This is a genomic window from Pseudomonas sp. OIL-1 (genome assembly GCF_010669185.1).
Classification (GTDB): domain Bacteria; phylum Pseudomonadota; class Gammaproteobacteria; order Pseudomonadales; family Pseudomonadaceae; genus Halopseudomonas; species Halopseudomonas profundi.
Genome location: NZ_CP048629.1, coordinates 133,371 through 158,114 on the forward strand (window position 1 = coordinate 133,371; position 24,744 = coordinate 158,114).

At 58.8% G+C, this 24,744-nt stretch carries 22 protein-coding genes; 7 read left to right on the forward strand and 15 right to left on the reverse strand.

What is annotated here, in order from left to right:
- Nucleotides 1–73: 73 nt before the first annotated feature.
- Together trxB and G3M63_RS00630 are read right to left on the reverse strand one after the other, a co-directional pair.
- On the reverse strand, nucleotides 74–1,021 hold the full coding sequence (trxB, locus tag G3M63_RS00625; protein WP_163981572.1) for a thioredoxin-disulfide reductase: 948 nt from the start codon (nucleotides 1,019–1,021) through the stop codon (nucleotides 74–76).
- Nucleotides 1,022–1,114: 93 nt separating this feature from the next.
- Nucleotides 1,115–1,714 (reverse strand): peroxiredoxin, encoded by a 600-nt coding sequence (locus tag G3M63_RS00630; RefSeq protein ID WP_163981573.1) that lies wholly within the window; start codon nucleotides 1,712–1,714, stop codon nucleotides 1,115–1,117.
- Between the two features lie 162 nt (nucleotides 1,715–1,876).
- Here G3M63_RS00630 and cysZ point away from each other — a divergent pair, with 162 nt between their 5' ends.
- A complete protein-coding gene (gene cysZ, locus G3M63_RS00635; protein WP_163981574.1) occupies nucleotides 1,877–2,623 on the forward strand; it encodes a sulfate transporter CysZ in 747 nt (248 codons plus the stop codon).
- 48 nt (nucleotides 2,624–2,671) lie between these two features.
- Here the strand turns inward: cysZ and G3M63_RS00640 are convergent, their stop codons facing one another.
- From G3M63_RS00640 to G3M63_RS00650, 3 genes are all read right to left on the reverse strand, one after another.
- Nucleotides 2,672–3,778, reverse strand: a complete 1,107-nt coding sequence (locus tag G3M63_RS00640) for an NADH:flavin oxidoreductase (RefSeq protein WP_163981575.1) — start codon at nucleotides 3,776–3,778, stop codon at nucleotides 2,672–2,674.
- An 86-nt stretch (nucleotides 3,779–3,864) separates the two neighbouring features.
- On the reverse strand, nucleotides 3,865–4,452 hold the full coding sequence (locus tag G3M63_RS00645; protein WP_150299431.1) for a TetR/AcrR family transcriptional regulator: 588 nt from the start codon (nucleotides 4,450–4,452) through the stop codon (nucleotides 3,865–3,867).
- A gap of 173 nt (nucleotides 4,453–4,625) precedes the next feature.
- Entirely contained in the window at nucleotides 4,626–5,111 is a 486-nt protein-coding gene (locus G3M63_RS00650; RefSeq protein ID WP_150299430.1) for a peptidylprolyl isomerase, read from the reverse strand.
- Between the two features lie 160 nt (nucleotides 5,112–5,271).
- Between G3M63_RS00650 and G3M63_RS00655 the strand changes: the two genes are divergently transcribed.
- From G3M63_RS00655 to G3M63_RS00665, 3 genes are all read left to right on the forward strand, one after another.
- Nucleotides 5,272–6,471 (forward strand): acetate kinase, encoded by a 1,200-nt coding sequence (locus tag G3M63_RS00655; protein WP_163981576.1) that lies wholly within the window; start codon nucleotides 5,272–5,274, stop codon nucleotides 6,469–6,471.
- A 12-nt stretch (nucleotides 6,472–6,483) separates the two neighbouring features.
- Entirely contained in the window at nucleotides 6,484–8,616 is a 2,133-nt protein-coding gene (gene pta, locus G3M63_RS00660; protein WP_163981577.1) for a phosphate acetyltransferase, read from the forward strand.
- 92 nt (nucleotides 8,617–8,708) lie between these two features.
- The gene (locus G3M63_RS00665; protein WP_163981578.1) at nucleotides 8,709–9,617 is read left to right on the forward strand and encodes an acyltransferase; all 909 of its coding nucleotides are present in this window, start codon (nucleotides 8,709–8,711) and stop codon (nucleotides 9,615–9,617) included.
- Nucleotides 9,618–9,678: 61 nt separating this feature from the next.
- Here the strand turns inward: G3M63_RS00665 and G3M63_RS00670 are convergent, their stop codons facing one another.
- Together G3M63_RS00670 and G3M63_RS00675 are read right to left on the reverse strand one after the other, a co-directional pair.
- Entirely contained in the window at nucleotides 9,679–10,332 is a 654-nt protein-coding gene (locus tag G3M63_RS00670) for an OmpA family protein (RefSeq protein ID WP_163981579.1), read from the reverse strand.
- Nucleotides 10,333–10,437: 105 nt separating this feature from the next.
- Nucleotides 10,438–11,082, reverse strand: coding sequence for an MBL fold metallo-hydrolase (locus G3M63_RS00675; RefSeq protein WP_150299425.1), 645 nt, complete (start codon nucleotides 11,080–11,082; stop codon nucleotides 10,438–10,440).
- A 147-nt stretch (nucleotides 11,083–11,229) separates the two neighbouring features.
- Between G3M63_RS00675 and G3M63_RS00680 the strand changes: the two genes are divergently transcribed.
- Nucleotides 11,230–11,607, forward strand: a complete 378-nt coding sequence (locus tag G3M63_RS00680; protein ID WP_163981580.1) for an endonuclease domain-containing protein — start codon at nucleotides 11,230–11,232, stop codon at nucleotides 11,605–11,607.
- Nucleotides 11,608–11,970: 363 nt separating this feature from the next.
- On the opposite strand, the gene G3M63_RS00685 is transcribed toward G3M63_RS00680, so the two are convergent.
- From G3M63_RS00685 to G3M63_RS00700, 4 genes are all read right to left on the reverse strand, one after another.
- A complete protein-coding gene (locus tag G3M63_RS00685; protein WP_163981581.1) occupies nucleotides 11,971–13,218 on the reverse strand; it encodes a dicarboxylate/amino acid:cation symporter in 1,248 nt (415 codons plus the stop codon).
- Nucleotides 13,219–13,311: 93 nt separating this feature from the next.
- Nucleotides 13,312–16,032 carry a LuxR C-terminal-related transcriptional regulator gene (locus tag G3M63_RS00690; RefSeq protein ID WP_163981582.1) on the reverse strand — a complete coding sequence of 907 codons (2,721 nt, stop codon included), beginning with the start codon at nucleotides 16,030–16,032 and terminating at the stop codon, nucleotides 13,312–13,314.
- 114 nt (nucleotides 16,033–16,146) lie between these two features.
- Complete coding sequence (locus G3M63_RS00695; protein ID WP_163984150.1) at nucleotides 16,147–17,502, reverse strand: DUF1329 domain-containing protein; 1,356 nt, start codon at nucleotides 17,500–17,502, stop codon at nucleotides 16,147–16,149.
- 254 nt (nucleotides 17,503–17,756) lie between these two features.
- Nucleotides 17,757–19,439 (reverse strand): fatty acid--CoA ligase, encoded by a 1,683-nt coding sequence (locus G3M63_RS00700; protein ID WP_163981583.1) that lies wholly within the window; start codon nucleotides 19,437–19,439, stop codon nucleotides 17,757–17,759.
- A gap of 189 nt (nucleotides 19,440–19,628) precedes the next feature.
- Between G3M63_RS00700 and G3M63_RS00705 the strand changes: the two genes are divergently transcribed.
- Both G3M63_RS00705 and G3M63_RS00710 read left to right on the forward strand, forming a co-directional pair.
- Nucleotides 19,629–20,810 (forward strand): acetyl-CoA C-acyltransferase, encoded by a 1,182-nt coding sequence (locus tag G3M63_RS00705; RefSeq protein ID WP_163981584.1) that lies wholly within the window; start codon nucleotides 19,629–19,631, stop codon nucleotides 20,808–20,810.
- Between the two features lie 303 nt (nucleotides 20,811–21,113).
- Nucleotides 21,114–21,590, forward strand: coding sequence for a cupin domain-containing protein (locus G3M63_RS00710; protein ID WP_218573630.1), 477 nt, complete (start codon nucleotides 21,114–21,116; stop codon nucleotides 21,588–21,590).
- A 99-nt stretch (nucleotides 21,591–21,689) separates the two neighbouring features.
- Here G3M63_RS00710 and G3M63_RS00715 read toward each other — a convergent pair whose 3' ends face one another.
- The 4 genes from G3M63_RS00715 to G3M63_RS19470 all read right to left on the reverse strand — a co-directional run bounded on the left by G3M63_RS00715 (nucleotide 21,690) and on the right by G3M63_RS19470 (nucleotide 24,735).
- Nucleotides 21,690–22,082, reverse strand: coding sequence for a DJ-1/PfpI family protein (locus G3M63_RS00715; protein WP_256669896.1), 393 nt, complete (start codon nucleotides 22,080–22,082; stop codon nucleotides 21,690–21,692).
- Nucleotides 22,083–22,333: 251 nt separating this feature from the next.
- Nucleotides 22,334–22,852 carry a class I SAM-dependent methyltransferase gene (locus G3M63_RS00720; protein ID WP_218573631.1) on the reverse strand — a complete coding sequence of 173 codons (519 nt, stop codon included), beginning with the start codon at nucleotides 22,850–22,852 and terminating at the stop codon, nucleotides 22,334–22,336.
- A gap of 195 nt (nucleotides 22,853–23,047) precedes the next feature.
- Nucleotides 23,048–23,644: a methyl-accepting chemotaxis protein gene (locus tag G3M63_RS19465; protein ID WP_256669897.1), complete on the reverse strand. Its 597-nt coding sequence runs from the start codon at nucleotides 23,642–23,644 to the stop codon at nucleotides 23,048–23,050.
- Entirely contained in the window at nucleotides 23,611–24,735 is a 1,125-nt protein-coding gene (locus G3M63_RS19470) for a methyl-accepting chemotaxis protein (protein WP_256669898.1), read from the reverse strand. Before G3M63_RS19470 ends, G3M63_RS19465 begins: the two co-directional genes overlap by 34 nt.
- Nucleotides 24,736–24,744 lie beyond the last annotated feature (9 nt).

Here is a 24,744-nt window from a genome sequence, read left to right on the forward strand (position 1 = left end):
CTCGATATAACGCGCCTTGCAGCAACTCCGCTGGCCGGGATCGAACCCGGCCCTCCATAGCCCTACGCCCCGCTTACTGTTCGTCCAGAAACTTCTCGGCATCCAGCGCTGCCATACAACCGGCACCAGCCGAGGTAATCGCCTGACGATAGACGTGATCAGCCACGTCGCCGGCGGCGAACACGCCCGGGATGTTGGTTGCGGTAGCGTTGCCTTCCGTGCCGCTCTTGATTTTCAGGTAGCCGTCTTTCATGTCCAGCTGACCTTCGAACAGACCGGTGTTCGGGGTGTGGCCGATGGCGATGAAGACGCCGCTCAGGGCAATGTCCTCGGTGCCGCCTTCGTTATGCGCGATGCGCATGCCTGTTACACCGCTTTGATCACCCAGCACTTCATCGAGCGTTGCATTCAGGCGCAGTTCGATCTTGCCCTCGGATACCCGTGCCAGCAGCTTATCGACGAGGATCTTCTCGGCGCGGAAGATTTCCCGGCGGTGCACGACGGTGACCTTTTTGGCGATGTTGGCCAGGTACAGCGCCTCTTCCACGGCGGTATTGCCGCCGCCGATGACAGCCACATCCTGATTGCGATAGAAAAAGCCGTCACAGGTAGCGCAGGCCGAAACGCCCTTGCCCATGAAGGCTTCTTCAGAGGGCAGGCCCAGGTAACGCGCGGAGGCGCCTGTTGCAATGATCAACCCGTCGCAGGTGTAAGCACCGCTGTCGCCCCAGAGGGTGAACGGGCGATTCGCCAGGTCAACCTTGTTGATATGGTCGAACTGAATTTCGGTCTCGAACCGCTCTGCGTGCTTGCGCATACGTTCCATCAGGTCCGGCCCCTGCAACCCTTCCACATCACCCGGCCAGTTATCGACCTCGGTGGTGGTAGTCAGCTGACCGCCCATCTGCATGCCAGTGATCAGCAATGGCTTGAGGTTGGCGCGCGCAGCGTATACCGCCGCACTGTAACCGGCCGGGCCAGAGCCCAGAATAATCAGACGGGAATGACGAACTTCAGACATCAATGCCTCCTAGGCACCGCATGCGCGGTGTGCGAAATTTAAAAGGAGCGGTAGCCTGGCGAAGGAGTAAGCCCTGCTGACCGCTCACAAAACTCAAAGTTGTTTGGCGTTTTCTGCGAGGTAGGTTGCAACACCTTCTGCGTCGGCTTTCATGCCCTTCTGACCTTTGCGCCAGCCAGCCGGGCAGACCTCACCGTGTTCTTCAGTAAATTGCAGCGCCTCGATAACGCGGATCATTTCATCGACTTCACGCCCGAGCGCAAGGTTGTTCACTACCTGGTGTTGCACGATGCCGTTGCGATCAATCAGAAACGAGGCGCGTAGCGCAACGCCGTCGTCATGTTCGATCCCGTACGCACGGGTGATTTCGTGTTTTACGTCTGCGACCATGGTGAACTCTACGGGTCCGATGCCGCCCTTCTCGACTGGCGTATTGCGCCAGGCGTAGTGAGTGAACTGCGAATCAACCGACACGCCGACCACCTCTACGTCCAGTGCGCGAAATTTGTCGATGCGGTTGTTGTGCGCGATGATCTCGGAAGGACATACAAAGGTGAAGTCCAGCGGCCAGAAGAACACCACCGCATATTTACCGCGCAATGAGGCAGAATCGAACGCCTCAACGATCGCGCCATCAGCCAGTACGGCTGGGGCGATAAAATCCGGAGCGGGACGATTGACCAGAACACTCATGATGCAAACTCCTTGTGCGCCTCGGCGGCAAATGGATCGACGAATCCTAGTTCACCGACAGGCAGATGGGATATTTCATAGCCTCAATGAAGCGGATAGTTTACGCCTATAAGCTGGTTCGTACATTCACCTGACCGCCCACTTATTCAAGGAATGCAACGCATGGCCAACACACCGGCGCCGCTACGTGGCCCCGAATACTTCAAGGAAGGCTGGCGAACCATCCGCCAGCCAGGTTTGAGACGCTTTATCCTGATCCCGCTTTTGCTGAATCTTGCCCTCTTTATCGCTGTGATCAGCTGGGGCATCAGGCAGTTCAATATCTGGATGGACCGGCTCGTACCCACCCTGCCGGATTGGCTCAGCTTCGTCGAGTGGCTACTCTGGCCACTCTTTGCGTTGGTAATTTTGCTGGTTCTGTTTTTCAGTTTCAGCCTGGTGGCCAACATGATTGCCTCGCCTTTTTACGGATTTCTCGCCGAGAAGATCGCTGAACAGGAGCGGGGCCTGGTCAGTCCGCCCACCAGTTACACCGAGATCCTGATGACGGTCCCGCGCAGCATTGGGCGGGAATTGCGCAAGATCAGCTATTACCTGCCGCGCCTGATCGCGCTACTGCTATTGACCTTGATTCCGGTAGTCAATCTCGTTGCATCACCGCTGTTACTGATGTTCGGCGTGTGGATGATGGCCGTGCAGTACGTGGATTATCAGGCGGACAACGACAAGGTCAGTTTCATTGACATGCTGCGCTGGATGAAGGGCCGCAGGGCCCTGTCACTTGGCTTTGGTCTGCCGGTGTATGTCGGCATGCTGATTCCGCTGGTCAACCTGCTGGTGATGCCAACGGCCGTGGCCGGATCGACGCTGTTATGGGTGCGCGAACGGCCCATGAACGGACCGCCCTGATTACACACCGGTGCCCTGCCTTATCGCCGGGCACCGGTTATTGCCGCCTTACACCAGCGTGTTCAGCGCTTCGCGGCTAAACGGAAGGATCTCGTCGAACCTGCCTTCCTGCACTTTGGCCGCCCATTGGGGATCGACAATCAGCGCCCTGCCCACCGCAACCAGATCGAATTCATCGTTACTCAGACGCTCTAGCAGATCGTCGATATTGGCCGTTTGCGCTACCTTGTCAGTATCCACCATGAACTGGATAAACTCCCCGTCCAGCCCGATGCTGCCGACAGTGATGCACGGCTTGCCCGTTATCTTCCGGGTCCAGCCTGCCAGGTTCAGATCGGAGCCTTCGAACTCGGGCTCCCAGAAACGACGCTGTGAACAATGGAATATATCCACGCCCGCCTCGACCAGCGGAGCGAGGAAAGCTTCCAGCAATTCAGGGGTAGGCGCCAGACGCGCCGTGTAATCCTGCTGCTTCCACTGCGAGTAACGAAAGATGATCGGATAATCCGGTCCCACCGCGTCGCGTACTGCGCGAACGATCTCAAGCGCAAAACGGCCGCGGTTTTCCATGCTGCCGCCATACTCGTCGGTGCGCTGGTTGCTGCCTTCCCAGAAAAACTGATCAATCAGATACCCATGGGCGCCATGCAGCTCAATGGCATCAAAACCAAGCTCCCTGGCATCGCGGGCAGCCTGGGCAAAGGCGCTCACTACGTCCTGGATGTCCTCTTTGGTCATGCCGTGAACGACCTTGACGCCCTTGCTGATCTTTTCCATCGGGCCATAGGCTGGCACGGTCGGATTGGGCTCACTGCCGAGACGGCGTGCGCTGCCCAGATGCCACAGCTGCGGCGCTATCTTGCCGCCAGCGGCGTGCACGGCATCAACGACTTTTTTCCACTCCGCCAGCGCTTCGCCATGGAACCAGGGGATGTCACCGGCACCGGAGGCGGCTGGGTGGTTAACTGTGGTGCCTTCGGTGATGATCAAGCCAACGCCCGCTTCGGCGCGACGGCGATAGTAGTCGGTAACTGCTGCAGTCGGCATGCCGCCGGGTGAGAAATGGCGGGTCATCGGCGGCATGACAATACGGTTTTTCAGCGTCAAGGGACCCATGGTGAAGGGTTGGAACAGCGGGCGAATATCAGCAGTCATCAGTTACTCCGGGCGATTGTAGAAAGTGTGACAAGCACGCGACGCCAACCAATATGACCGGTCGTCTCGTATCCATTAGTGGGTAATCAGGGACGCAGCAGCCTTTCCAGTTGATCAATAAAAGCGCGCAGCGGAGCCACTTGCCGGTCCAGCTTCATGCGCAGCAGTGCGCCCTCCCAGGCCGCGCCGATAAATCCCGCCAGGGCAGCAGGATCCTGTTCGACAGCCAGCTCGCCCGCTTCCCGGGCCTTTTCCAGGCAGCCAGCCAGCAGCTCGCTGGATCGTTTGAACACAGCGCTGGCGGCACAACCGATTGGCTGGCTCTCGTCAGCCATCTCATGACACAGGCTGCCGATAAAACACTGGCTGGAGGGCTCGCCCTGATTGGCAAAGTGACCTACCAGATCCCGATAGAATCGCAGGATTCGCTCCCGGGGCGAGACGTCCTGGTCGTCCAGAGCACGGGCAAACCGCTCCAGGCGCGGCAGATAGTAAAAATGCAGGGCCTGAACCGCGAAGTCTTCCTTGCTCTCGAAATAGTGGTAAAAGGAGCCTTTTGGCACGCCAGCGCTCCGGGTGATTTCCTGCACGCCCGTGCCGCTATACCCCTTGCGCAGCATGACACTGGTGCCAGCTTCGAGAATTCTTGCGCGCTTGTCCTGAATACTGTTCATGGGCGTCACTATACGACTGGTCATTTCAGTCTGATAGCATTGCTATGCTTAATCACTCAGATTGATAGGCCGCTATCGCGAACGACTACAAGGTCAAACTACCGCCCACAAAAAAGCCTCCGTTATAAGGAGGCTTTCGTGTTGCCGTCCTGACGGACGATAGCAGCTTGAGCTTAGTGCTCCACGCCGCCTTCGCCGTGCACGTGACCGTGCTCCATCTCTTCATCGCTGGCATCGCGGATACCGACAACCTTCACATCAAAGGTCAGGCGCTGACCTGCCAGCGGGTGGTTGCCATCTACGGTGACTTCGTCACCTTCGACACCAGTGATGGTCACGATCTGCATTCCGCCGTCCGGTCCGGACGCATGAAACTGCATACCTGCTTCCAGCTCATCCACACCTTCGAACATGTTACGGCCAAGAACCGCAACCAGCTCCGGGCTGAATTCGCCGTATGCATTTTCAGGCTCGACGGTGACATTTACCTGGTCGCCTTCCTGCTTGCCCTCGAGCGCCTGCTCAAGACCAGGAATAATGTTACCCGCGCCGTGCAGGTAAACCAGCGGAGTACCGCCAGCGGATGAATCGAGAACTTCACCTGCATCGTTGGTCAAAGTGTAGTCAATCGATACAGCTTTTTTGGCAGCAATCTGCATAGTTCGGCCCCTGTCGTTTTCAATAAGCCAGCTAGTCTACGCACCTTGAACTCGAAACGCACGGTTTGACCGACACATGGGACGAGTGGCCGCAGATGCCCAACGCCCGCGCAAAACCCGCTAATATCTGTCGTACACTTCTCAGCGAAACGGAATGTACATGTCTAGTCGGCTGGTTCTGGTGATCAATTGCGGTAGCTCCTCCATCAAGTTTGCCCTGCGCCGTGAGGGCGTCGATAAACCGCTGTTGAGTGGTCTGGCTGAGAGGTTGTATTCGGACAACGCCACCTTGAACTGGCAGGCCGGCGACAGTAAGCAGCAGATCAATCTGGCCGATGGAGAACACACTACGGCAATGGCCAGCCTGTTGCCGCTGATTGACGAATATGCCGACCAACCGTTGAGCGCAGTAGGCCACCGCGTGGTGCATGGAGGCGAGCATTTCACCTGCGCACAGGTTATCGATGACAGGGTGATCACCGCCATCCGCGCCAGTGCGCCCCTCGCCCCGCTGCATAACCCGGCCAACCTGATGGGCATTGAGACGGCAATGAAGGTGTTCACCGAGACACCACATATCGTCGTTTTCGACACCGCCTTTCACCAGAGCATGCCGCCGCGCGCCTACCGCTATGCCCTGCCCGAAGAGCTCTACACACAGCACAGTGTCCGGCGCTACGGCTTCCATGGCACCAGTCACCACTACGTGACCAACCAGGCGAGCCTGATGAGCGGACGGCAGCCCGGCGAAGGCGCCTGGCTGACGGCGCATCTTGGCAATGGCTGCTCGTCCTGTGCCGTGCTGGATGGCAAGAGTCTGGATACCAGCATGGGACTGACGCCACTGGAGGGACTGGTGATGGGCACGCGCAGTGGCGATGTCGACCCCAATCTGCATTTCCACCTGGTGCGCACCCTCGGTTGGGATTTTCTGCGTATCGAAAAACTGCTGAATCGGGAAAGTGGCCTGCTTGGTCTGTCCGGGCTGTCCAACGATATGCGCCAGCTGGTGGAAGCGCGCGCCGAAGGGCATGTCGGCGCAGAACTGGCCATTGACGTGTTCTGTTATCGACTGGCCCGATCGTTGGCCGGGCTGGCGGTGGCGCTGCCGCGTCTGGACGGTCTGATATTTACAGGGGGCATTGGCGAGAACTCGGCTCTGGTGCGTGAGCTTACTGTCAGCCACCTTGGAATTTCCGGCCTGCAAATCGATACGCAGCGCAACAATAGTCTACCGCGCGGCCAGGCCGGTACGATTCAGATGCCGGACTCACCGGCTATTCTGGTGGTACCCACTGACGAAGAGCGTCAGATCGGAGAGGAAAGTCTCTCCCTGCTGGATTCCGCACCTACTCATTGAAACAGGAACACCATGCATACTTTTTTTATCGCTCCTACAGGCTTTGGCGTAGGCCTGACGTCCATAAGCCTTGGTCTGATCCGCGCCCTTGAGCGCACAGGTTTGCGTGTCCACTTTCTCAAGCCGATCGCCCAGCCACACCCCGGCGACGAAGGCCCGGAACGCTCGAGCGAGCTGATTTCCCGCACGCTGGGTCTGAAGCCGCCGGCTTCACTTGAATTACAGGATGTCGAGCATCGTCTGGCGGTCGGCGATCTCAACGGTGTGCTTGAGGACATCATCAGCCGCTATCAGCAGGCCGCAATCGATGCGGACGTCGTGGTGGTGGAAGGCATGGTCCCTACCCGTCAGGCCAGCTATGCCGCGCGCATCAATAATCACCTGGCGAAAAGCCTGGACGCGGACGTCATACTGGTCTCCGCGCCCGACGACGATAACCTGGCCAACCTGGCAAACCGTATCGAATTGCACGCGCACAGCTTCGGCGGGCCGCAAGATCCGAAGGTTATCGGCGTGATTGTCAACAAGGTGCAGGGCCTGGATGCCGGCGATGATATTCCCGCCGACCGGACCGAACTGAAGCGCACGCTGAAGGATTTCTCGCAGGCGCTGAAAAAACAATCCAGCGCGCTGGATACCGGCGACTTCCGCCTGATCGGCTGTATTCCCTGGAAAGATGAACTCAATGCGCCGCGCACCGCTGACGTGGCCGCGTTGCTCGGCGCCGGCACGCTGCATCCCGGCGACATGCAGACCCGCCGGGTCATGAACATCATCCTCTGCGCCCGCACCGTGCCCAATACCATCGACCTGTTCCGGCCCAGCACCTTGCTGGTGGTGCCCGGCGACCGCGACGACATCATTATCGCCAGTAGCCTGGCGTCCCTGTCCGGAACACCGCTGGCCGGGCTGCTGTTGACGGGTAATATCACCCCTGACCCACGCGTCATGCAGCTATGTCAGCCCGCGCTGGATAATGGCCTGCCAATCATCACCGTTCCGACCGGCAGCTTTGCCACCGCGTCCCTGCTGGACCGCATGAATCGCGAAATACCTGTCGATGACCTGGAGCGCGCCGAAATGGTCACCGATTTCGCCGCCTCGCATATCGATCAGGCCTGGTTGCAACAACGCTGCGGAACGCCGCGCGAAGTACGCATGTCGCCGCCGGCGTTTCGTTATGAGCTGGTGCGCCGGGCGCAACAGGCACGCAAACGCATCGTGCTACCCGAGGGTGACGAACCCCGGACCGTGCAGGCTGCGGCGATCTGTCAGCGCCGCGGAATTGCACAGTGCGTTCTGCTGGCCAAACCCGAAGCTGTCGAAGCGGTGGCGCGGGCGCAACACATTACGCTGCCTGAAGGGCTGCAGATCCTCGACCCGGATGTCATTCGCGAGCGGTATGTCGAGCCCATGGTCGAGCTACGCCAGGGCCGTGGTCTGAACGCGCCCATGGCGCTACAGCAACTGGAAGACAACGTGGTGCTGGGCACCATGATGCTCGCGCTGGATGAAGTCGACGGCCTGGTCTCAGGTGCCATCCATACCACCGCCAACACCATCCGCCCGGCGTTCCAGCTGATCAAGACCGCGCCCGGGTACAACCTGGTGTCCTCGATATTCTTCATGCTGTTGCCCGAGCAAGTGCTGGTCTATGGCGACTGCGCGGTGAACCCCGATCCGGATGCGACCGAGCTGGCGGAGATCGCTATCCAGAGTGCCCGGTCGGCTGAAGCCTTCGGCATCCCGGCGCGCGTCGCAATGATCAGCTACTCGACCGGGGAATCCGGAACCGGACTGGATGTGGAGAAGGTTCGCGAAGCCACGCGGATCGCCCGTGAGCGGCAGCCAGGTTTGCTGATTGACGGCCCACTGCAATATGATGCCGCGGCCATCGCCAGCGTCGGCCTGCAAAAAGCACCGGACAGCCCGGTGGCCGGCAAGGCCACTGTATTCATTTTCCCGGACCTGAATACTGGGAATACGACCTACAAGGCTGTGCAGCGCAGCGCCAATGTCATCAGCGTCGGCCCGATGCTGCAGGGCCTGCGCAAGCCGGTCAACGATCTGTCTCGCGGGGCTTTGGTGGATGACATCGTCTTCACCATCGCCCTCACCGCTATTCAGGCCGACAATAACAAGTAACCCAGGATCTGCTGCCGCCTCGATGCGGCTGCGATAAATGAAAACGGACCCAAACCCGGCGTCAGCGCCGGGTCATTTATTGAGCAATCAGAATGCTGAAATTTTTGCCCGCGCCCCTTCGCGGCATCATTGCCTCCCTGCTGCTGATCATCAACACACTGCTGTGCTTCAGCGTGTTGTTCCCCCTCGCAATGCTCAAGCTATTGCCGTACAAACCGCTGCAAACCCTGTGCACCCGGATACTGATTCGCATCGCGGAGTTCTGGATGTTGTGTAACAGCGGCTGGATGCGCTTGACCGGCAACATCGAATGGGATGTTACGGGCCGCGACCAGCTGGACTACGACGGCTGGTATCTGGTGGCCAGCAATCACCAAAGCTGGGTAGATATTCTGGTGCTGCAGCATAATCTGAATCGGCGCATGCCCATGCTCAAATTCTTCCTGAAACAGGAGCTGATCTGGGTTCCGATCATCGGCATCTGCTGGTGGGCTTTGGATTTCCCGTTCATGAAACGCTACACCAAAGCCTATCTCGACAAGTATCCGGAAAAAGCCGGGCAGGACGTGGCCACCACCCGCCGCGCCTGCGAAAAATTCATGACAACGCCAGTGGCCGTGTTCAACTTTCTCGAAGGCACGCGCCTGACACCTGCCAAGCACGCCGTGCAGCAATCACCCTACCGCCATCTGCTGCGCCCAAAATCTGGCGGCGTGGCCTTCGTGCTGGATGCGATGGGGCAACAATTGCGCTCGCTGGTCGACATCACCATCCACTACCCCGACGGCAGCCCGAGTTTCTGGGATCTGCTGAGTGGCCGGGTTCGCAAGGTGGTCATGCGTTGCGAGCTACGTCCGATCCCAGCCGAGTTTCTCGGACAGGATTATCAGAACGACCAGCAGTTCCGGGAACACTTCCAGGGCTGGATCAGTAGTCTGTGGCAGGACAAGGATGTGCTGCTCGATGAGCTGCACCGGGAATATCCCAGCGCAAAGCGCTAGGGTTCAGAGCGGCTTACGCGCATGCCGGGTTGACCCACAGGGTCAGCCCGACACGGAAGGTTTAAAGCGGGCGCAGGTTGATTTCAACGCGACGGTTCTGAGCGCGACCCGACTGGCTGTCGTTGCTCGCGATCGGCTGGCTCGGTCCAACTCCGCTGCTGCTGATACGCGGACCGGCAATGCCCTGACCTGTCAGGTAGGACGCAACGCTGGTGGCACGTTCACGGGACAGACGCATATTCAGCTCCATGGAGCCGGTGCTGTCAGTATGCCCAACAATATCGATGCCGTTACGGTCGAATTCCTTGAACACCCGAACCAGTGAATTGAGCGTCGGGTAGAAGCTGCTGGAAATATCCGAAGAGCTGCTGGCGAAGGTGATGTTGCCTGGCATAACCAGCTGCAGATTGTCGCCGTTACGGATGACCTGAACACCTGAACCTTGCAGTTCCTGACGCAGGCGAGCTTCCTGCTGGTCTACATAATAACCATACCCCGCACCCGCTGCGCCGCCCACGGTAGCGCCAATCAGCGCGCCCTTGCCGCGATCCTTCTTGCTGGACGTCGCGGCGCCGATAACGGCACCAGCGGCTGCGCCGCCGAGACCGTAAATAGAGGATTTGCCTGCCTGGCGCTCACCCGTATAAGGGTTGGAGGTACAGCCCGCCAGCACCACTGAACACAGACCGGCAACCATCAAACCTTTAATCTTCATAATATTTCCTTGAACGTAGTAACACGAGTTATGCGAGAGAATACATCGCCAACATCACAGCAGTGTATGCATAACGTAAAGAACGAGTAAAACCGCTGCCAGTATTCATGCGCGAACAAAGGGATTAGCTCGCATTTCATCACCAATGCGCGTATCCGGACCGTGTCCGGTTACCACGACGGCTTCCTCATCGAGATTATACAAGCGGCCGCGTATGGATTGCTCGATGGCCTTCGAGTCACCACCCCACAGATCGGTGCGACCTATACCGCCACGGAACAGCGTGTCGCCGGCAATCAGCAGTTTATCCCTGGGGAACCAGAAGCTCATCGAACCGGGGGTATGTCCCGGAGTATGCATTGCCACCCCACAACCGCATGCCAGCTCCTCGTCATCCTGAAGCCACTGATCCGGGGCTGGGACGGGCGTGTAAGGGATGCCGAACATGTTGCACTGCATCTCCAGATTATCCCAGAGGAACTGATCCTCCTTGTGCAGGTGCAAGGTCGCGCCCGTCGCTTTCTTCATCTCGCCTGATGCGAGAAAGTGATCCAGGTGCGCATGGGTATGGATGATACTGACCACCTTCAGCCCCAACGCCTCCAGACGATCGAGAATCATCTGATGATTGCCGCCTGGATCTACCACAATCGCCTTGCCGGTTACCGGGTCGCCGATAATGGTGCAGTTGCACTGCAACGGGCCGACGGGAAAGGTTTCGCGAATCAGGGCGGTGCTGGGGGCTTGCATGAGCGGGTCCTATGAAAAATGCACGAGTCGGCAAGGATGGCGGCAACGGCTGCGGGTTTCAACATGCATTTCACAGCCTTGATATCCGTTGCTGGATTGGGGCAGGCGATGGCGCTAGGGTTTCCCTGTCAACGTCAGGGACGAACCATGTTGCCATACAAGAAAGAACTCAAACCACGAGCACGAGCGCGAGCGCTGCGCCAGGACATGACTGATGCGGAACAATTGCTCTGGGCCAGGCTACGTCGCAAGCAGGTGCTGGGCGTACAGTTCTACCGGCAGAAACCAATTGCTGGTTATATCATCGACTTCTATTGCGCGGCAGCGAAGCTGGTCGTCGAGCTGGACGGCAGTCAGCACTTCGAGCCTGCTGAACTGGTCAAGGACCAGCGCCGTACTGTTCAGCTTGAGGCGTTGGGCTTGAAGGTCATCCGGTTTGATAATCGCCAGGTGCTGGTTGAGCTGGAGGATGTCCTGAATGTGATATTCGTTGAGCTCGAGAATCGGCTTGGGCTTCGCGGCTGAAATCACACCTCGCAAAAGCGAATCCCCCCTAACCCCCCTTTTTCAAAGTGGGGGACTGGTTTTGTGATCCGGCTAGGTCTCCGTTTACGGATAGCGATGCATGCCGGCAATAATGCCAGCCGCTGCTCGGACTGATCCGTAGAAAACAAGGTAGCCGCTGCTGAGACTTTTCCCCCACTTTGAAAAAGGGGCTGGTTTTGCAAACCGACTGGATATCCGTTAACTGATAGCGATGCATGCCAGCGCGATTATGCCAGCAACCGCTCGGAGTCAGTTCTGGCGGACAAGGTAGCCACTGCTCGGACTGATCCCCCACTTTGAAAAAGGGGGGCTAGGGGGGATTCAGGGTTTCGCTTTTAAAGCTCAACCACCTACACGCGCCTCAGCCCGATCCGTCACAGTCTGCACCACCACACTGCCCACAATGTCGCCCTCTACGTTCACAGCCGTGCGCACGGTGTCCAGCAGGCGATCAATCGGCAGCAGGATGGCGATTGCTTCGGCGGGCAGCCCCACCGCCTGCAGCACCATGACCATGGTAACCATGCCCGCGCTGGGAATGCCGGGCGCGCCGGTCGATGCGATCATGGCGGTGAAGCACACCACCATCTGTTGCGCAAAACTCAGCTCGATGCCGACCAGATTGGCGACAAACAGCGCAGCCGCGGCCTCATACAGCGCGGTGCCATCCATATTCATGGTGGCGCCAAGCGGCAAAACGAAGCCGGCAACGCTTTGTCGTACCCCAAGATTGTGTTCCGCGCAGCGCATGGAGATCGGCAGCGCAGCGGCGCTGGAACTGGTGGCGAAGGCGGTAATCAGTGCTTCACGCGCGCCGCGCCAGAGCCACAGGGGTGACTTGCGCGCGACGGCATAAAGTATTGCTGGCAGAACCACTGCTCCGTGAAAAATGGTGGTCGCAAATACCAGTACGATGAAGCCGAGCATGGTAACCAACAAAGACGTATCCTGCTCGGCCACTAGCCGTATCAACAACGCCATGATACCGATGGGTGCCAGACGCATGATCCAGCCGACGATGCGCAGCATCAGATCGAGAAACTCTTCCATCACCTGCAGGATGTTTGCGTAGCGCTCGCCACCGGACACCAGGGCGACGCCCAGAAACAACGCGAACACCACCACAGCGAGAATGCTGCCGTTGGAAAAGGCTGTGAAGGGGTTCTGAAACAGGTTGGTGAAAAAGTGCAGGAAGAACTCTGAAAGAGTCAGTTGCCGCGCTTCAAAGTTCTCCATCGCCTCGGCGAACAGGGATAATGACAACCCCGCGCCCGGCTTGAAGATATTCGCCGCGATCAATGCCACCAGCATCGCCAGCGCCAGGGTCGACACGAAATACACCAAAGTCGTGACCCAGACTCGATGCACCTGGTGATGCGCCCTGAGACTGGCGACCCCCACCACGATCGAGGTGAAGATCAGCGGCACCAGGATCATTTTCAGCAGGCCGATAAACACGCTGCCGGCCAGGGTACTCGCGTATAGCACCCCTTCCCTGATGCCTGCCTCGTCCGGCATACCGCTCAACAACCAGCCAACGAGCACACCGAGGCAGGCAGCGATAATGATCTGGCGATTCAGGCTTGGCATGGCTCGCGGCTCCGCACAATTAATTGGAATAAAAAGGATACATCAAATGCCTTTTAACCACGTGCAGAGATCTTCAGGCGGCCCGGCCTGCTCTCAGGTTAACAGGCCAATCGTTTTGGCCTGCGCCACCGCCTGGGTGCGTCGCGCCACGCCGAGTTTACTGTTGATGCGCCGCGCGTGGCTTTTGACCGTATGCAGCGAAATAAACAAGGTTTCGCTGATCTGCTGGTTGGAATAGCCCAATGCGATGCAACGCAGCACTTCCAGCTCCCTGGCGCTAAGCGGCTCTTTCATCGCAGCAGGAATCGACACGTCGGGGGCATCTCTGGCGGGTAGCCGGGCACACAGCGCTTCACGCAACGCCGATTCGGGCGCCCGGCGCAATGCTTCTCCAAGTCCGGCCGGCGCGCCACGCAACAAGGGGAAAAAACAACCGATCAGCCGGTCATCCTCAGCAAGTGCCAGCGCCCGACGCAAGGTTTGTTCGGCTTCCCCTGGCCGGCCGCCCTCCAACTGCAACCATGCCAGATAGACCAGTACATTCAGCTCCTGCAAACGCTCGCCTGCCCTTCGCGCACCGACCAGCAAGATCTGCAGTTGCGCTTCGCAGGCCGCCGGTTCCTGCTGAACCCATAACAGGCGCGCTTGAACCAGGCCTACCAGAACCGGCAAGGCGTGATAAACAGGCGGCGGAGCAGCAGACGCTTCAGCGCAATAGGTCTGGTACAGTCGGGGCAACCACTGCTCAGCCAGCTCCTGACGCCCTGCGCTGATCCACAAGTCGCTCTTGATGGCGGTAATCCAGCCCAGATAATAAACCGGCGGAATGTCCCACTGGTACATCAGCCGTTCAGCCTCGGCCAGGGTCTCGAAGGCTTCAGTCACAGCCCCATCGACCTGAGCTTGCAGTGCTGCCTGTTGGCAAAAGCCCACCAGAACGAAGACATCCCGATGACGCCGCGCCTCGGCGATCCCTTCGCGTAGCAACGCGCCGGCAACATTGCGCTCGCCCTGCAGGCTGAGCAGATGCGCTTCGTAGAGCATTAGCCGGGCGTGAATGGGTGACTCATCCGAGCGCAGCGGGCGCCTTGCAAGGTCGGTGCGCTGCGCTGTTATTAACTGTCTTGCGCGTTCTACCTTGCCACGCGCCTGTAACAGCCGCGCACGCAATAGCGCCACCTGCGCCTCGAACAACGGATCACCTATTCGCTGAGCCAATTCGATGGCGTTGCTGGCCCAGCTCCGGGCCGCTTCCAGTTGGTGTCGGCTCAGCTCGCCTTCGGCCAGGGTCAGCATCGCCATAAGTCGACTACCGGCATCCGCGTCCGCAAGGCATGTCAGTCCCTGATTAGCCAGCTCGACAGCCTCGGAGATCCGTCCCGACGCCCGCGCCAGGTAGCTCCTCAAAACCAGCGCCTGACCAATCAAAGTCGCCTGCCCGGTGGCGTTCGGCTGTGGCATAAAACGTGACAGCCGGCTCAGCATGTCTTCGGCATCCTCCAGCTGACACGCGAGCGCGAGCGTCCAGGCATGTACCAGAACCAGCTGCGCCGAGCTGCCCTGCAGAACGGCTGGCAATTCAGCCTTCCAGCGCAGGAGCATGGCCACCGGCTGCGCCGCCAGCAGCTGATCGAGGGGCAAAGACTGAACCAGGCCCGCTGCTTGCTCAGGCATTTCAGCGGCCAACGCATGCTCGACCGCCTCGCTGATCCGACCCTGTTCTTTAAACCACTGGCACGCACGCGCATGCGCCAACTGACGTTGCTGCAGATCAGTCCTGACGACCTGATCGAGCAGGAAGTCGGAGAACAGATGATGAAAGCGGTACCAGTCACCCGTCTGATCCAGAGGCACCAGGAAGACCTTGTGCTGTAACAGGAAGTCGATGATCTCCCGGCTATCGTTGCGATCACGAACCCGATCACACAGCTGCGCCGAGAACCGATCCAGCCAGGCAATCGCAAACAGAAACTGCCGCACCCGCTCCGGCAGTGACTGCAGCACCTCTTCAAGAAGATATTCTCCAATCAGCGGCCCGGGCATGACCGGCAGGTTACGGGCGTATCCGACAGCAGCCGCCTGTTCCGCTGCAACCGTCGCCAGCCGCAGGCCGGCGATCCAACCTTCGTTTCGCTCGACCATATGCCGAGACCATTCGGGATCATTCGCAACCATGCCCGCACGGCTCAGGAAAGCTGCGGCTGCTTCTTCGTTCAGACGCAGCTGCGCTTCGCCTATTTCGAGCAACTTGCCGGCAACACGCAGGCGTGCCAGGTGCCAGTCCGGCCGCTGCCGGCTGGTCAGCAACAGCTGAAACGAGGCAGGCAAGCGCTCCAGCAACAACGCGCAGAGGCGGTCGCACTGCGGATTTTGAGCCAGGTGATAGTCGTCCAGCACCAGCACGACGGATTGTTCAGCCGGGTGGCGCTGATTGAGCTTATCCAGCACAGACAACGTGAGCTGCTCCAATGCCAGCGGTTGCTCACTGTGACTTTGCTGCAGCAGTGCCAGCTCCGGTTCGCCCAGTTCCGGATAGAGAGTACGCAAGCCAGCTATCAGGCTGTGCAACAGCTGCCCTGCCAGAGCGTCGTGATGATCGAGGGAGATCCAGACGGAGCGACGCGAAGCAGACAGGCCTTCACAGAGCTCAATCGCCAATGTGCTCTTGCCGAAACCGGCGGGCGCGCAAACCATTACAAGCCGACGTGAAGCGGCCTGTTCAAGTAGTGCTATAAGCTCGGGGCGGGGCAAATGGTCGGCCGGTAACGGAGGCCGATAGATCTTGCCGGGGTGCAGGGGAATCGTCGAAACCATGGCACCAAGTGTATCGGTTGCACGGTCTGCGGGTCATGCAGTTTGTATCGCTACCGGGAACCGGCGCAAAAGAAAAAACCTGGCAGCCTCAAGGGGCCGCCAGGTCAGAGTGGATCAGCGTACGCCGGACTGGCGCAGCGCTGTCGGGGTGAACTCCCGTGAGCTGGCACGATAGCTGTAATCGTAATCCCGGCTCTCTTCGTTGTTCATGCCCATTGCCAGATAACGACCGGCGACCAGGTCATACAGCGTCTCCAGAGCGTAGCCAGGCACCTGATCCTTGTAGCGATGCAGGGCATGGGCTTCCGCTACGCGCCAAAGGGTCCCGCGGGAATCGTAGTGGTCGATATGCGCAGCCTGCCAGGAATCCTCGTCGATAAAGAAGTGACGCTTGGCATAGATGTGCCGTTGATCGGGCTTCACGGTCGCAACCACTTCCCACACCCGGTGCAGCTCGTAACGGGTCAGATCCTGATTGATGTGACCGGCCTTGATGATGTCGCTGTACTCGTGCTCCGGCGAGCCCAGGTTGTAGCTGTTGTAAGGAATGAACAGCTCGCGCTTGCCGACCAGCTCCCAGTCATAGCGATCAGGGGCACCGTTGAACATATCCAGATTGTCCGAAGTACGCATGCCGTCGGCGGCTGTGCCTGGGCCGTCATAGGACACCTGCGGAGCACGACGTACACGGCGCTGGCCAGCGTTGTAGATCCACGCCATACGCGGGGTCTCGACCTGATCGACGGTTTCGTGCACCAGCAATACGTTACCGGCCAGACGGCTCGGGTCGGTGACTTGCTGTTTGAAGTAATAAAGGATGTTGCCCATGCTCTCGGCGTCGTAATCGCTCAACGCTGCTGGCAGAGCGTATTGCTCAACGAAGCGGACGATGCCGAAACTACCGTTGACCTGAGGGGTCGCCTGGGTAACCACACGCTCAAAGGAATGACCGCGGAGGCGGGTGATGTGGTTCCAGATGACTTCCAGGCCATTGGACGGGATCGGAAACGCATGCGCCAGTTTGTAGCCGGTGACCGCATTGCCGTCCTTGACCAGTTGCGACTGGGCGGCGTTGTGCCTGGCGGCCTCATAGATCTCATCCGACATGCCGACGCTACGCTGGGTCTCGTAAACCGGCATGCGGTAGGTTTCTGGATAGCGCTTGAACATGGCTATCTGGCCCGGGGCCAATTGTTCAGCGTATTGCTCGTAGTTGTCAGCCGTGATGACGAACTGCGGCTGGTCACCGGCATAAGGGTTGGTCAGAAAACCATCCTTGAACTCTCCGGCATCAGGTGCCAGGCCACCATCCCATTCAGGGATGGTGCCTGCCGCGTTACCGGCCCTCTCTGCACCAATCGGTGTCAGGCTCTTGCCCAGTTCAGCAATTTGTTGCTCGGAGGCTGCGTGGACACTGCCCGCGGCAATGGCAACAGCCAGGACAGCGGTTTTCAGAAGCGTAGGTTTCATCATGAATTCTCTGCTAGCGGAATCAGGGAGACCCTGAGGTATTGACGGTGGCGCAGTCGACGCGTTGATAACGCGCAGCACGGAACGGATACAGCGGCGAACTATAACCAAGTCGCCGGTATCCGGGATCAATCCAAAGTATGATTTTGGTACAGATTTGCATCCTGTCTCAAACACGACAACCAGATGCGCTGATAAGGCTGCAAGCGAGAATCGAGGCGGGCCGGCACCAATGTGAGACCCGCCGACATGGATCAGATGGTGGAGAGGAACGGCGCCTGGCTTTCCTGCCACTGCCCGATCTCGACACGGATCCGTTTTTTGTCGAGCTTGCCTACACTGGTTTTGGGTATTTCGGTAACAGTCGCGATCTGCGAGGGGACTGCCCATTTGTTGATGCGCCCTTCATCGACATAACTCTTCAAGTGATCGCGCAACACCCGGGCGTTCATCTCATGACCTTCAGCGGGAACAATCAACGCAAAGGGCCGCTCGTCCCATTGCGGATCAGGCACACCGACCACAGCCACTTCTTTCACCGCCGGGCTTAGGCTGATCAAGTCTTCAAGCTCAAGGGAAGAGATCCATTCACCGCCAGTCTTGATCACGTCCTTGATACGGTCGCGGATATCGATAAAGCCCATCTCGTCGATGGTCGCCACGTCACCCGTATGCATCCAGCCGTGCTGCCACAGCTCAGCGCTCTTCTCCGGCTCGCGGAAATATCCCTGGGTCAACCAGGGAGCGCGCAGCACAAGCTCACCCTGGGTAGTGCCGTCTTTAGGCAGAAAATTGCCCTGGGCGTCCATGATGCGTGCATCCACCAGCGGCACTGGCACGCCGGCCTTGCAGCGGAAGGTCTCACGTTCTTCCTGGGTGCCCGCTTCAAGCTCAAGATTGATGTACCCGGCAGAGATCAACGGGCAGGTTTCGGACATGCCATAGGCTGCCGACAGGGTCATGCCCGTCGCGGTGGCCGCCTTATACAGCCCATGGTTCAGCGCGCTGCCGCCGATGATGACCTTCATGCCATCGAAGCTCATACCCTTGGCTGTGTCTGCATTGAGCAGCATTTGCAAAATGGTCGGCACGCAATGTGAGAAGGTAACCTTCTCGTTCTTGATCAGCTGACACAGCAATTCTGGCTCGTAACGACCGGGATAGACCTGCTTCACGCCAAGCAACGTCGCGGTATAGGGGATGCCCCAGGCATGTACGTGGAACATCGGCGTGATCGGCATATACACGTCGCGGTTGCCAAACAGGCGCACGCTGTCTAGCCCGCCCATGGTGCCAGCCTGGGTCAGAGTGTGCAGAACGAGCTGACGGTGGGTGAAGTACACGCCTTTCGGGTTGCCCGTGGTGCCGGTGGTATAAAAGGTGGTCGCAACGGAGTTCTCGTCGAAATCTTCGAACTCATAGCTCGGCTCTGCGGCGGCCAGGAGCTCCTCGTACTCGCCTACCAGACCTGCCATTTTGGCTGTTTTGCTATCGCCATCGGTCAGCAGGATGGTTTTCTCTACGGTCGTAAGACCGCCCTCAATGCCCTGATAGATAGGCAGAAAATCGCTGTTAACCAGCACGAAGATATCTTCGGCGTGGTTCATGGTGTAGAGAATCTGCTCGGGCGAGAGACGGATATTGACGGTGTGCAGGACAGCACCAATCATGGGAACGGCGAACATGCACTCGAGATAACGGTGACTGTCCCAGTCCATCATCGCCACCGTATCGCCCGGTTTGACCCCGGCGGCAGTCAAAGCGTTGGCCAGGCGGCAGATCCGCTCATTGAAGGTCGCGTAGTCATACCGGCTGATATCCCGGTAGACAATTTCCTGGCTACGCTCGTAGCGGCTACCGGACAGCAGCAGACTTTTGATCAACAACGGGGTGGAATGGGCGTTATCGGTTGGCTTGAGAATGCGAGTGTTCAACATGGGATGACCTGCTTTTTCTTTTTGAGTTGTTAGGTTTTGGCAAATGTCGCAGCTTACCAGTCATCGGACTATAGCCAAGGCCAGCACAGCCTACCTATCGTTCCAAAGTATGAACTTGCGAAAACCGAGTATAATCTGCGCCCTCAACCCGGCTGAATAACCGACTCAGTCACATACCAGGAGTAGAGCATGTCTGATAACAGCATTGTTATTGTCAGTGGCGTCCGCACACCCATGGGCGGTTTTCAGGGCAGTCTGGCCAGCGTGTCGGCAGTAGAACTCGGCGCACTCGCCATCCGCGAAGCCGTATCGCGAGCAGGCATTCAGGGCGCAGATGTGCAGGAAGTCATCATGGGCTGCGTATTGCCCGCAGGTCTCAAGCAGGGCCCGGCCCGCCAGGCGAGCCTGAATGCCGGCCTGCCCGCCTCCACCGGCTGTACTACTATCAACAAGCTCTGCGGCTCCGGCATGAAAGCCGTGATGCTCGCGCATGATGCACTCAAGGCCGGTACCAACGAGGTCATGGTTGTCGGTGGTATGGAAAGCATGTCCAACGCGCCCTACCTCATCGAAAAAGCACGCAACGGCCTGCGCATGGGCCATGGCGAGATCAAGGACCACATGTTCTTTGACGGTCTGGAAGATGCCCGCACCGGTCGGCTGATGGGCTCTTTCGCCCAGGAAACCGCGGACAGCAACGGCCTGAGCCGTGAAGATATGGACGCCTATGCCATCGAATCGCTGAAGCGGGCCAAAACTGCCATCGAGAATGGCTCGCTGGACAGCGAAATCGTCCCGGTCACGGTCAAGACCCGCAAGGGCGAGGTGGTTGTGAAGGACGACGAGCAACCGCACAACGCCAACATCGAGAAAATCCCGAGCCTGCGTCCGGCGTTCAGCAAGGACGGCACTGTTACCGCAGCCAACGCCAGCTCGATTTCCGATGGCGCCAGCGCCCTGGTCATGATGACAGCCGCCGAAGCCGAGCGTCGCGGCCTGAAGCCGTTGGCCCGCGTCGTCGGCCATGCGACCCAGAGCCAGGATCCAAGCGAATTCACACTGGCCCCGATCGGTGCCATGAGCAACCTGTTCAACAAGACTGGCTGGACCAAGGATGATGTGGACCTGTTCGAGATCAACGAAGCCTTCGCCATGGTGACCATGCTGGCGATGCGTGAGCACAATCTTGACCACGCCAAGGTCAACATTTACGGCGGCGCCTGTGCCCAGGGCCACCCGGTCGGCTCCACCGGCTCGCGCCTGATCGTGACGCTGATCAACGCCCTGCAGAAAACTGGTGGCAAGCGCGGCATCGCCTCGCTATGCATCGGGGGCGGCGAAGCGACTGCGGTGGCGATTGAACTGATCTGACCCTGCTCGGGCGGAATGGTTGATGTACTCAGCTATTCCGCCACTGCCCCAATCACTCCTCCCTTCCTTCGCATTTCCCACGACAAATCACAGCGTCCTGCCTCCTCCCTGCCCCTCAAAACGCGTCTATCAAAGGCCTTCAGTACCAAGCAAACGAGATGAAAGCATCGCGTGACAGCGATCTGGCCGATGACTTTCGCTAGTACGGAGCCCGGCATTGATCGCCCTGTTGCCAATCGCTTTCGAGGTTTCAGAAATCATTTGACCACTATGGGAGTCCATTAACAAAGAGGAGGAACAATCATGAAAGCATTGCGAATGACCGAAAAACCAATGACCCGACTCTCGGTGCGAATAGGCGTCATGAGCGCACTGCTCCTGGCGGGCGGCTGGTCGATTGCCGCAGATGAGCAAGCCTTTATTCGGGATCATGCGAGTGCCGACATTGAATGGGGTCCTTGCCCCGCCTTTATGCCGGATTCTTGCGGTCTGGCCGTACTGCAGGGCGACCCCAGGAAGGAGAACACCGATGTGCTCTTCCGCCTGCGCAGCGACACTACTGCACCGCACCACTGGCACACCTCCGCAGAACGCATGATATTGCTGTCCGGTAAAATGAGGGTGGATTACGATAATCAGGAACCTGTGGTGATGGAGCAAGGGACCTACGCCTATGGTCCGCCGGAGCTTCCCCACGTAGCAACCTGCCAGTCGGAGGAAGATTGTGTGCTGTTTATTTCCTTCGACAATCCGGTGGATGCCTTCGCTGTAGATGAATAGCCATAGCTGAACCTTGCGCAAGGCGGACCGTCATGCCGCTTGTCGTTGCGCAACGGGACAGCAAACCATGCCTCTATGCTGCGGGTATTGGCGCTGACCCTAGGGCCAATCAAACTCCATCTGTCTGGCGGTTAGCCTGGCCAACGCCATGCCGCCCAGTCTGGAGACAAGGTGCAGACTCATATCGATGCCGGCACTGATACCACCCGACGTAACGCACCTGCCTGTGTCGACCCAGCGTCTGCCCTTTACCACCCTGAGTTCAGGGTATCGGCTGGCGAGCTCGGCAAGGTCTTCCCAGTGGGTGGTTACTTCCAGGCCTGACAGCAATTCAGCCTCGGCGAGAATGAAGGCGCCGGTACATACCGAAGCGACAATCTGCGCCCTCTCTGCCTGCTTCACCACCCAATCGATGACGGCGGGCTTGATCAGTTGGTCGGCATGCACCCCTCCAGCGATGATCAGTACATCAATACCGGGATGCTGGTCCAACGCATAATCCGGATTGACGCTAAACCCACCGCGGGCGATAACGGTTTCGTGTCCTCGGCCAGCAAAAACACCTTGAACGGCTCGGTGGGGCCGGAAATCCGGTTGGCCGTCGAGAACACCTCGAAGGGACCGGAAAAATCCAGGACCTCTGCGTTGTCGTAGATATAGATTCCGACGTTCAGGGAAGCCTCCTGAAAGGATCTGATCCTGTGGCTCCCAGAACAACCCCCGTATCCGCTGTGGTAACCGGCTCAGCCACTTGCAGTCTTGAACCAACTATAAACCCGCATCGGCGGGATATTCCGTAGTTCCAGCGTACACGAAGCAGGCGCCCCCATGATCGGGTCGGTAACCCAGGCTACATCCCGGCGAAACTGATACGCAATGAAACGCCCGTTTTCGGCCAGGCTGTCCTTCACCGCCTGCGCAACGCGGGTAGCAACCGCTTTCGGCATTTTCGAGAAGGGAATGCCGGAGATAATCACATCTGGCTTCCCCATATCGTGCAACGCCAGGATCGCGGCGAGATCCTCGGCTCTGCCCAGGTGATTGGTGAAGCGCGGGTCTGCGATCTCGCCAAGCAGCTCATGGAAGTAAGGACTTAGTTCGATTGAAAGCAGCTGCGCATCCTGGGCAAGGTGCTGTAGAAACGTTCGCGTGGTGCCACCGGTACCCGGTCCTAGCTCAACCACCCGCTTGGCCGTAGAAAGTCTGGAAGCATCGACGATTCGCTGCTCCAGGAATCGCGAACTGGGGATAACCGAACCCACCTGACTCGGCTCCCGCAAGAACCCACGGAAAAAGGCCGCTGGACTTGTTCTTCGGTTTGAATCGACCTTAGGGCTACTATTTGCTTCCCCCATAATGTTCTCACACCCTGGCTGGCTGAACGGTTAATCGATTATAGCAGCGGGATCCATTCCCACCGGGGTTCGACGAATGTTCAACTGATACCAGGGGTGCGATCAGGTTCTGAACCGCCTTACCTGTTGTTGCAGACCCTCTGCCAGACGCGCCAGAGACTCGCTCGCGCCGCGGCTTTCTTCGGAGCTTTGTGCAGCCTGGTTCGACAGATCGCGGATGCCGCTAATGTTCCGGGCGATTTCTTCGGTGGTCTGGCTCTGCTCTTCGCAGGCCGCGGCGATCTGCGTAGCCATGTCGTTAATGCGTACTACCGCCTGGGCCGTGTCACCCAACGCGCGCTCGGTGCCTGCGGCCTGATCCACGCTTTCGGCCGCTACTGCTGCGCTGCGCTGCATCACGCTGACTGCCTGGGCACTGCCTGCCTGCAGGCTTTCTATCATTTTCTGGATGTCCTGCGTGGAAGCCTGCGTGCGGCCTGCAAGCGCGCGTACCTCATCGGCCACCACCGCAAAACCACGACCTTGATCTCCCGCACGCGCCGCCTCAATCGCGGCATTCAGCGCCAGCAGATTGGTCTGCTCGGCAATCGCCTGGATTACGCTCAGCACGCCACCGATCCGCTCGCTATCCTGCTCAAGACGGTTGATCACGCCCGCGGCCTCGGTTACATCACCGGCCAGTCTGCGCAACGCACCCATGGTGTGTCCGACCAGCTCCGATGCGGTATGCCCTTGTTTGTCCGCCTGCCGTGCGGCTTCAGCAGTGTTATGGGCGTTGCCTGTACTTCGTGAATGGCCGCGCTCATCTCCGTGGCTGCGGTGCTGACCTGATCGATTGCCATATACTGCTCGCTCACCAGCTGTTGCTGGGTCACGGCTATGGTACTCATCTGCTGCGAGGCCGAGGCGACCTGCAGGGTCGAATCGGCCACCTGCTGGATCAGTGTCTGCAGCTGTTCAAGGAACAGATTAACGCTCTGCCCGAGCTGCCCAATTTCGTCAGTAGAGGTGACCTCGACACGCTTGGTCAGATCGCCTTCGCCATCAGCGATATCGCGAATGCGTGCAAGGATCGCCAGCAATGGCTTGAGAATAAGGCCCGGCAGAAAGGCAATCAGCAACGCGCAAATGACCAGCCCGACCAGCGCGACCGTACTGAAGATGCCGGCATCGCGCGCAACGGCCGCTTCGGCTGCGGCAACTTCTGCTGCGGATTGGCTATCGACCTGCTGGGTCATCTGATCGATCAGCTCGCGCGCCGCGCTGAAGCGCTCGTATGAAGTGCCAAAGCTCAGCTCGTGAGCCTGGTCGTTATCTGCAAAAGATGAGCTGCGCGCCAGGGTAACGACCTCTTCACTACCACGCTTCCAGGCGTCAAAAGCTTGGGAGAACCTGTCCGCCAGCGCCCTGGCCTGCATCGATTCCGTCGTGCTGGCGAAGGCTTGCACGCGGTCGAAGGCCTGTTGCATATTTTCGCGATGCTCGGCTTCCAGGCTCGGCTGGCTGCCGTTACCGGCAAGCTGCACAAGCGTGCGCTCGGCCACGAGCGCCTGATACAGGTCCCGGTCGGCTTCAAGCAGGGCGGTCGCCTGCGGTAGCAGGGCAGAAGAAAATAATTGAAGGCGGGCGGAAAGATCTTCACAGCGATGAACGAAACGCCACCCAGCGCGCAGAACAGCGCCACCAGCAAACCCAGTGGCAGGGTCAGCTTCCAGCGAAAGCCAAGATTGCGGAACAGCTTGAACATAGTCAACTCCAGCGATAGTGCACTCGGGAAGCTGGAAGCCCACCCAGGCAAA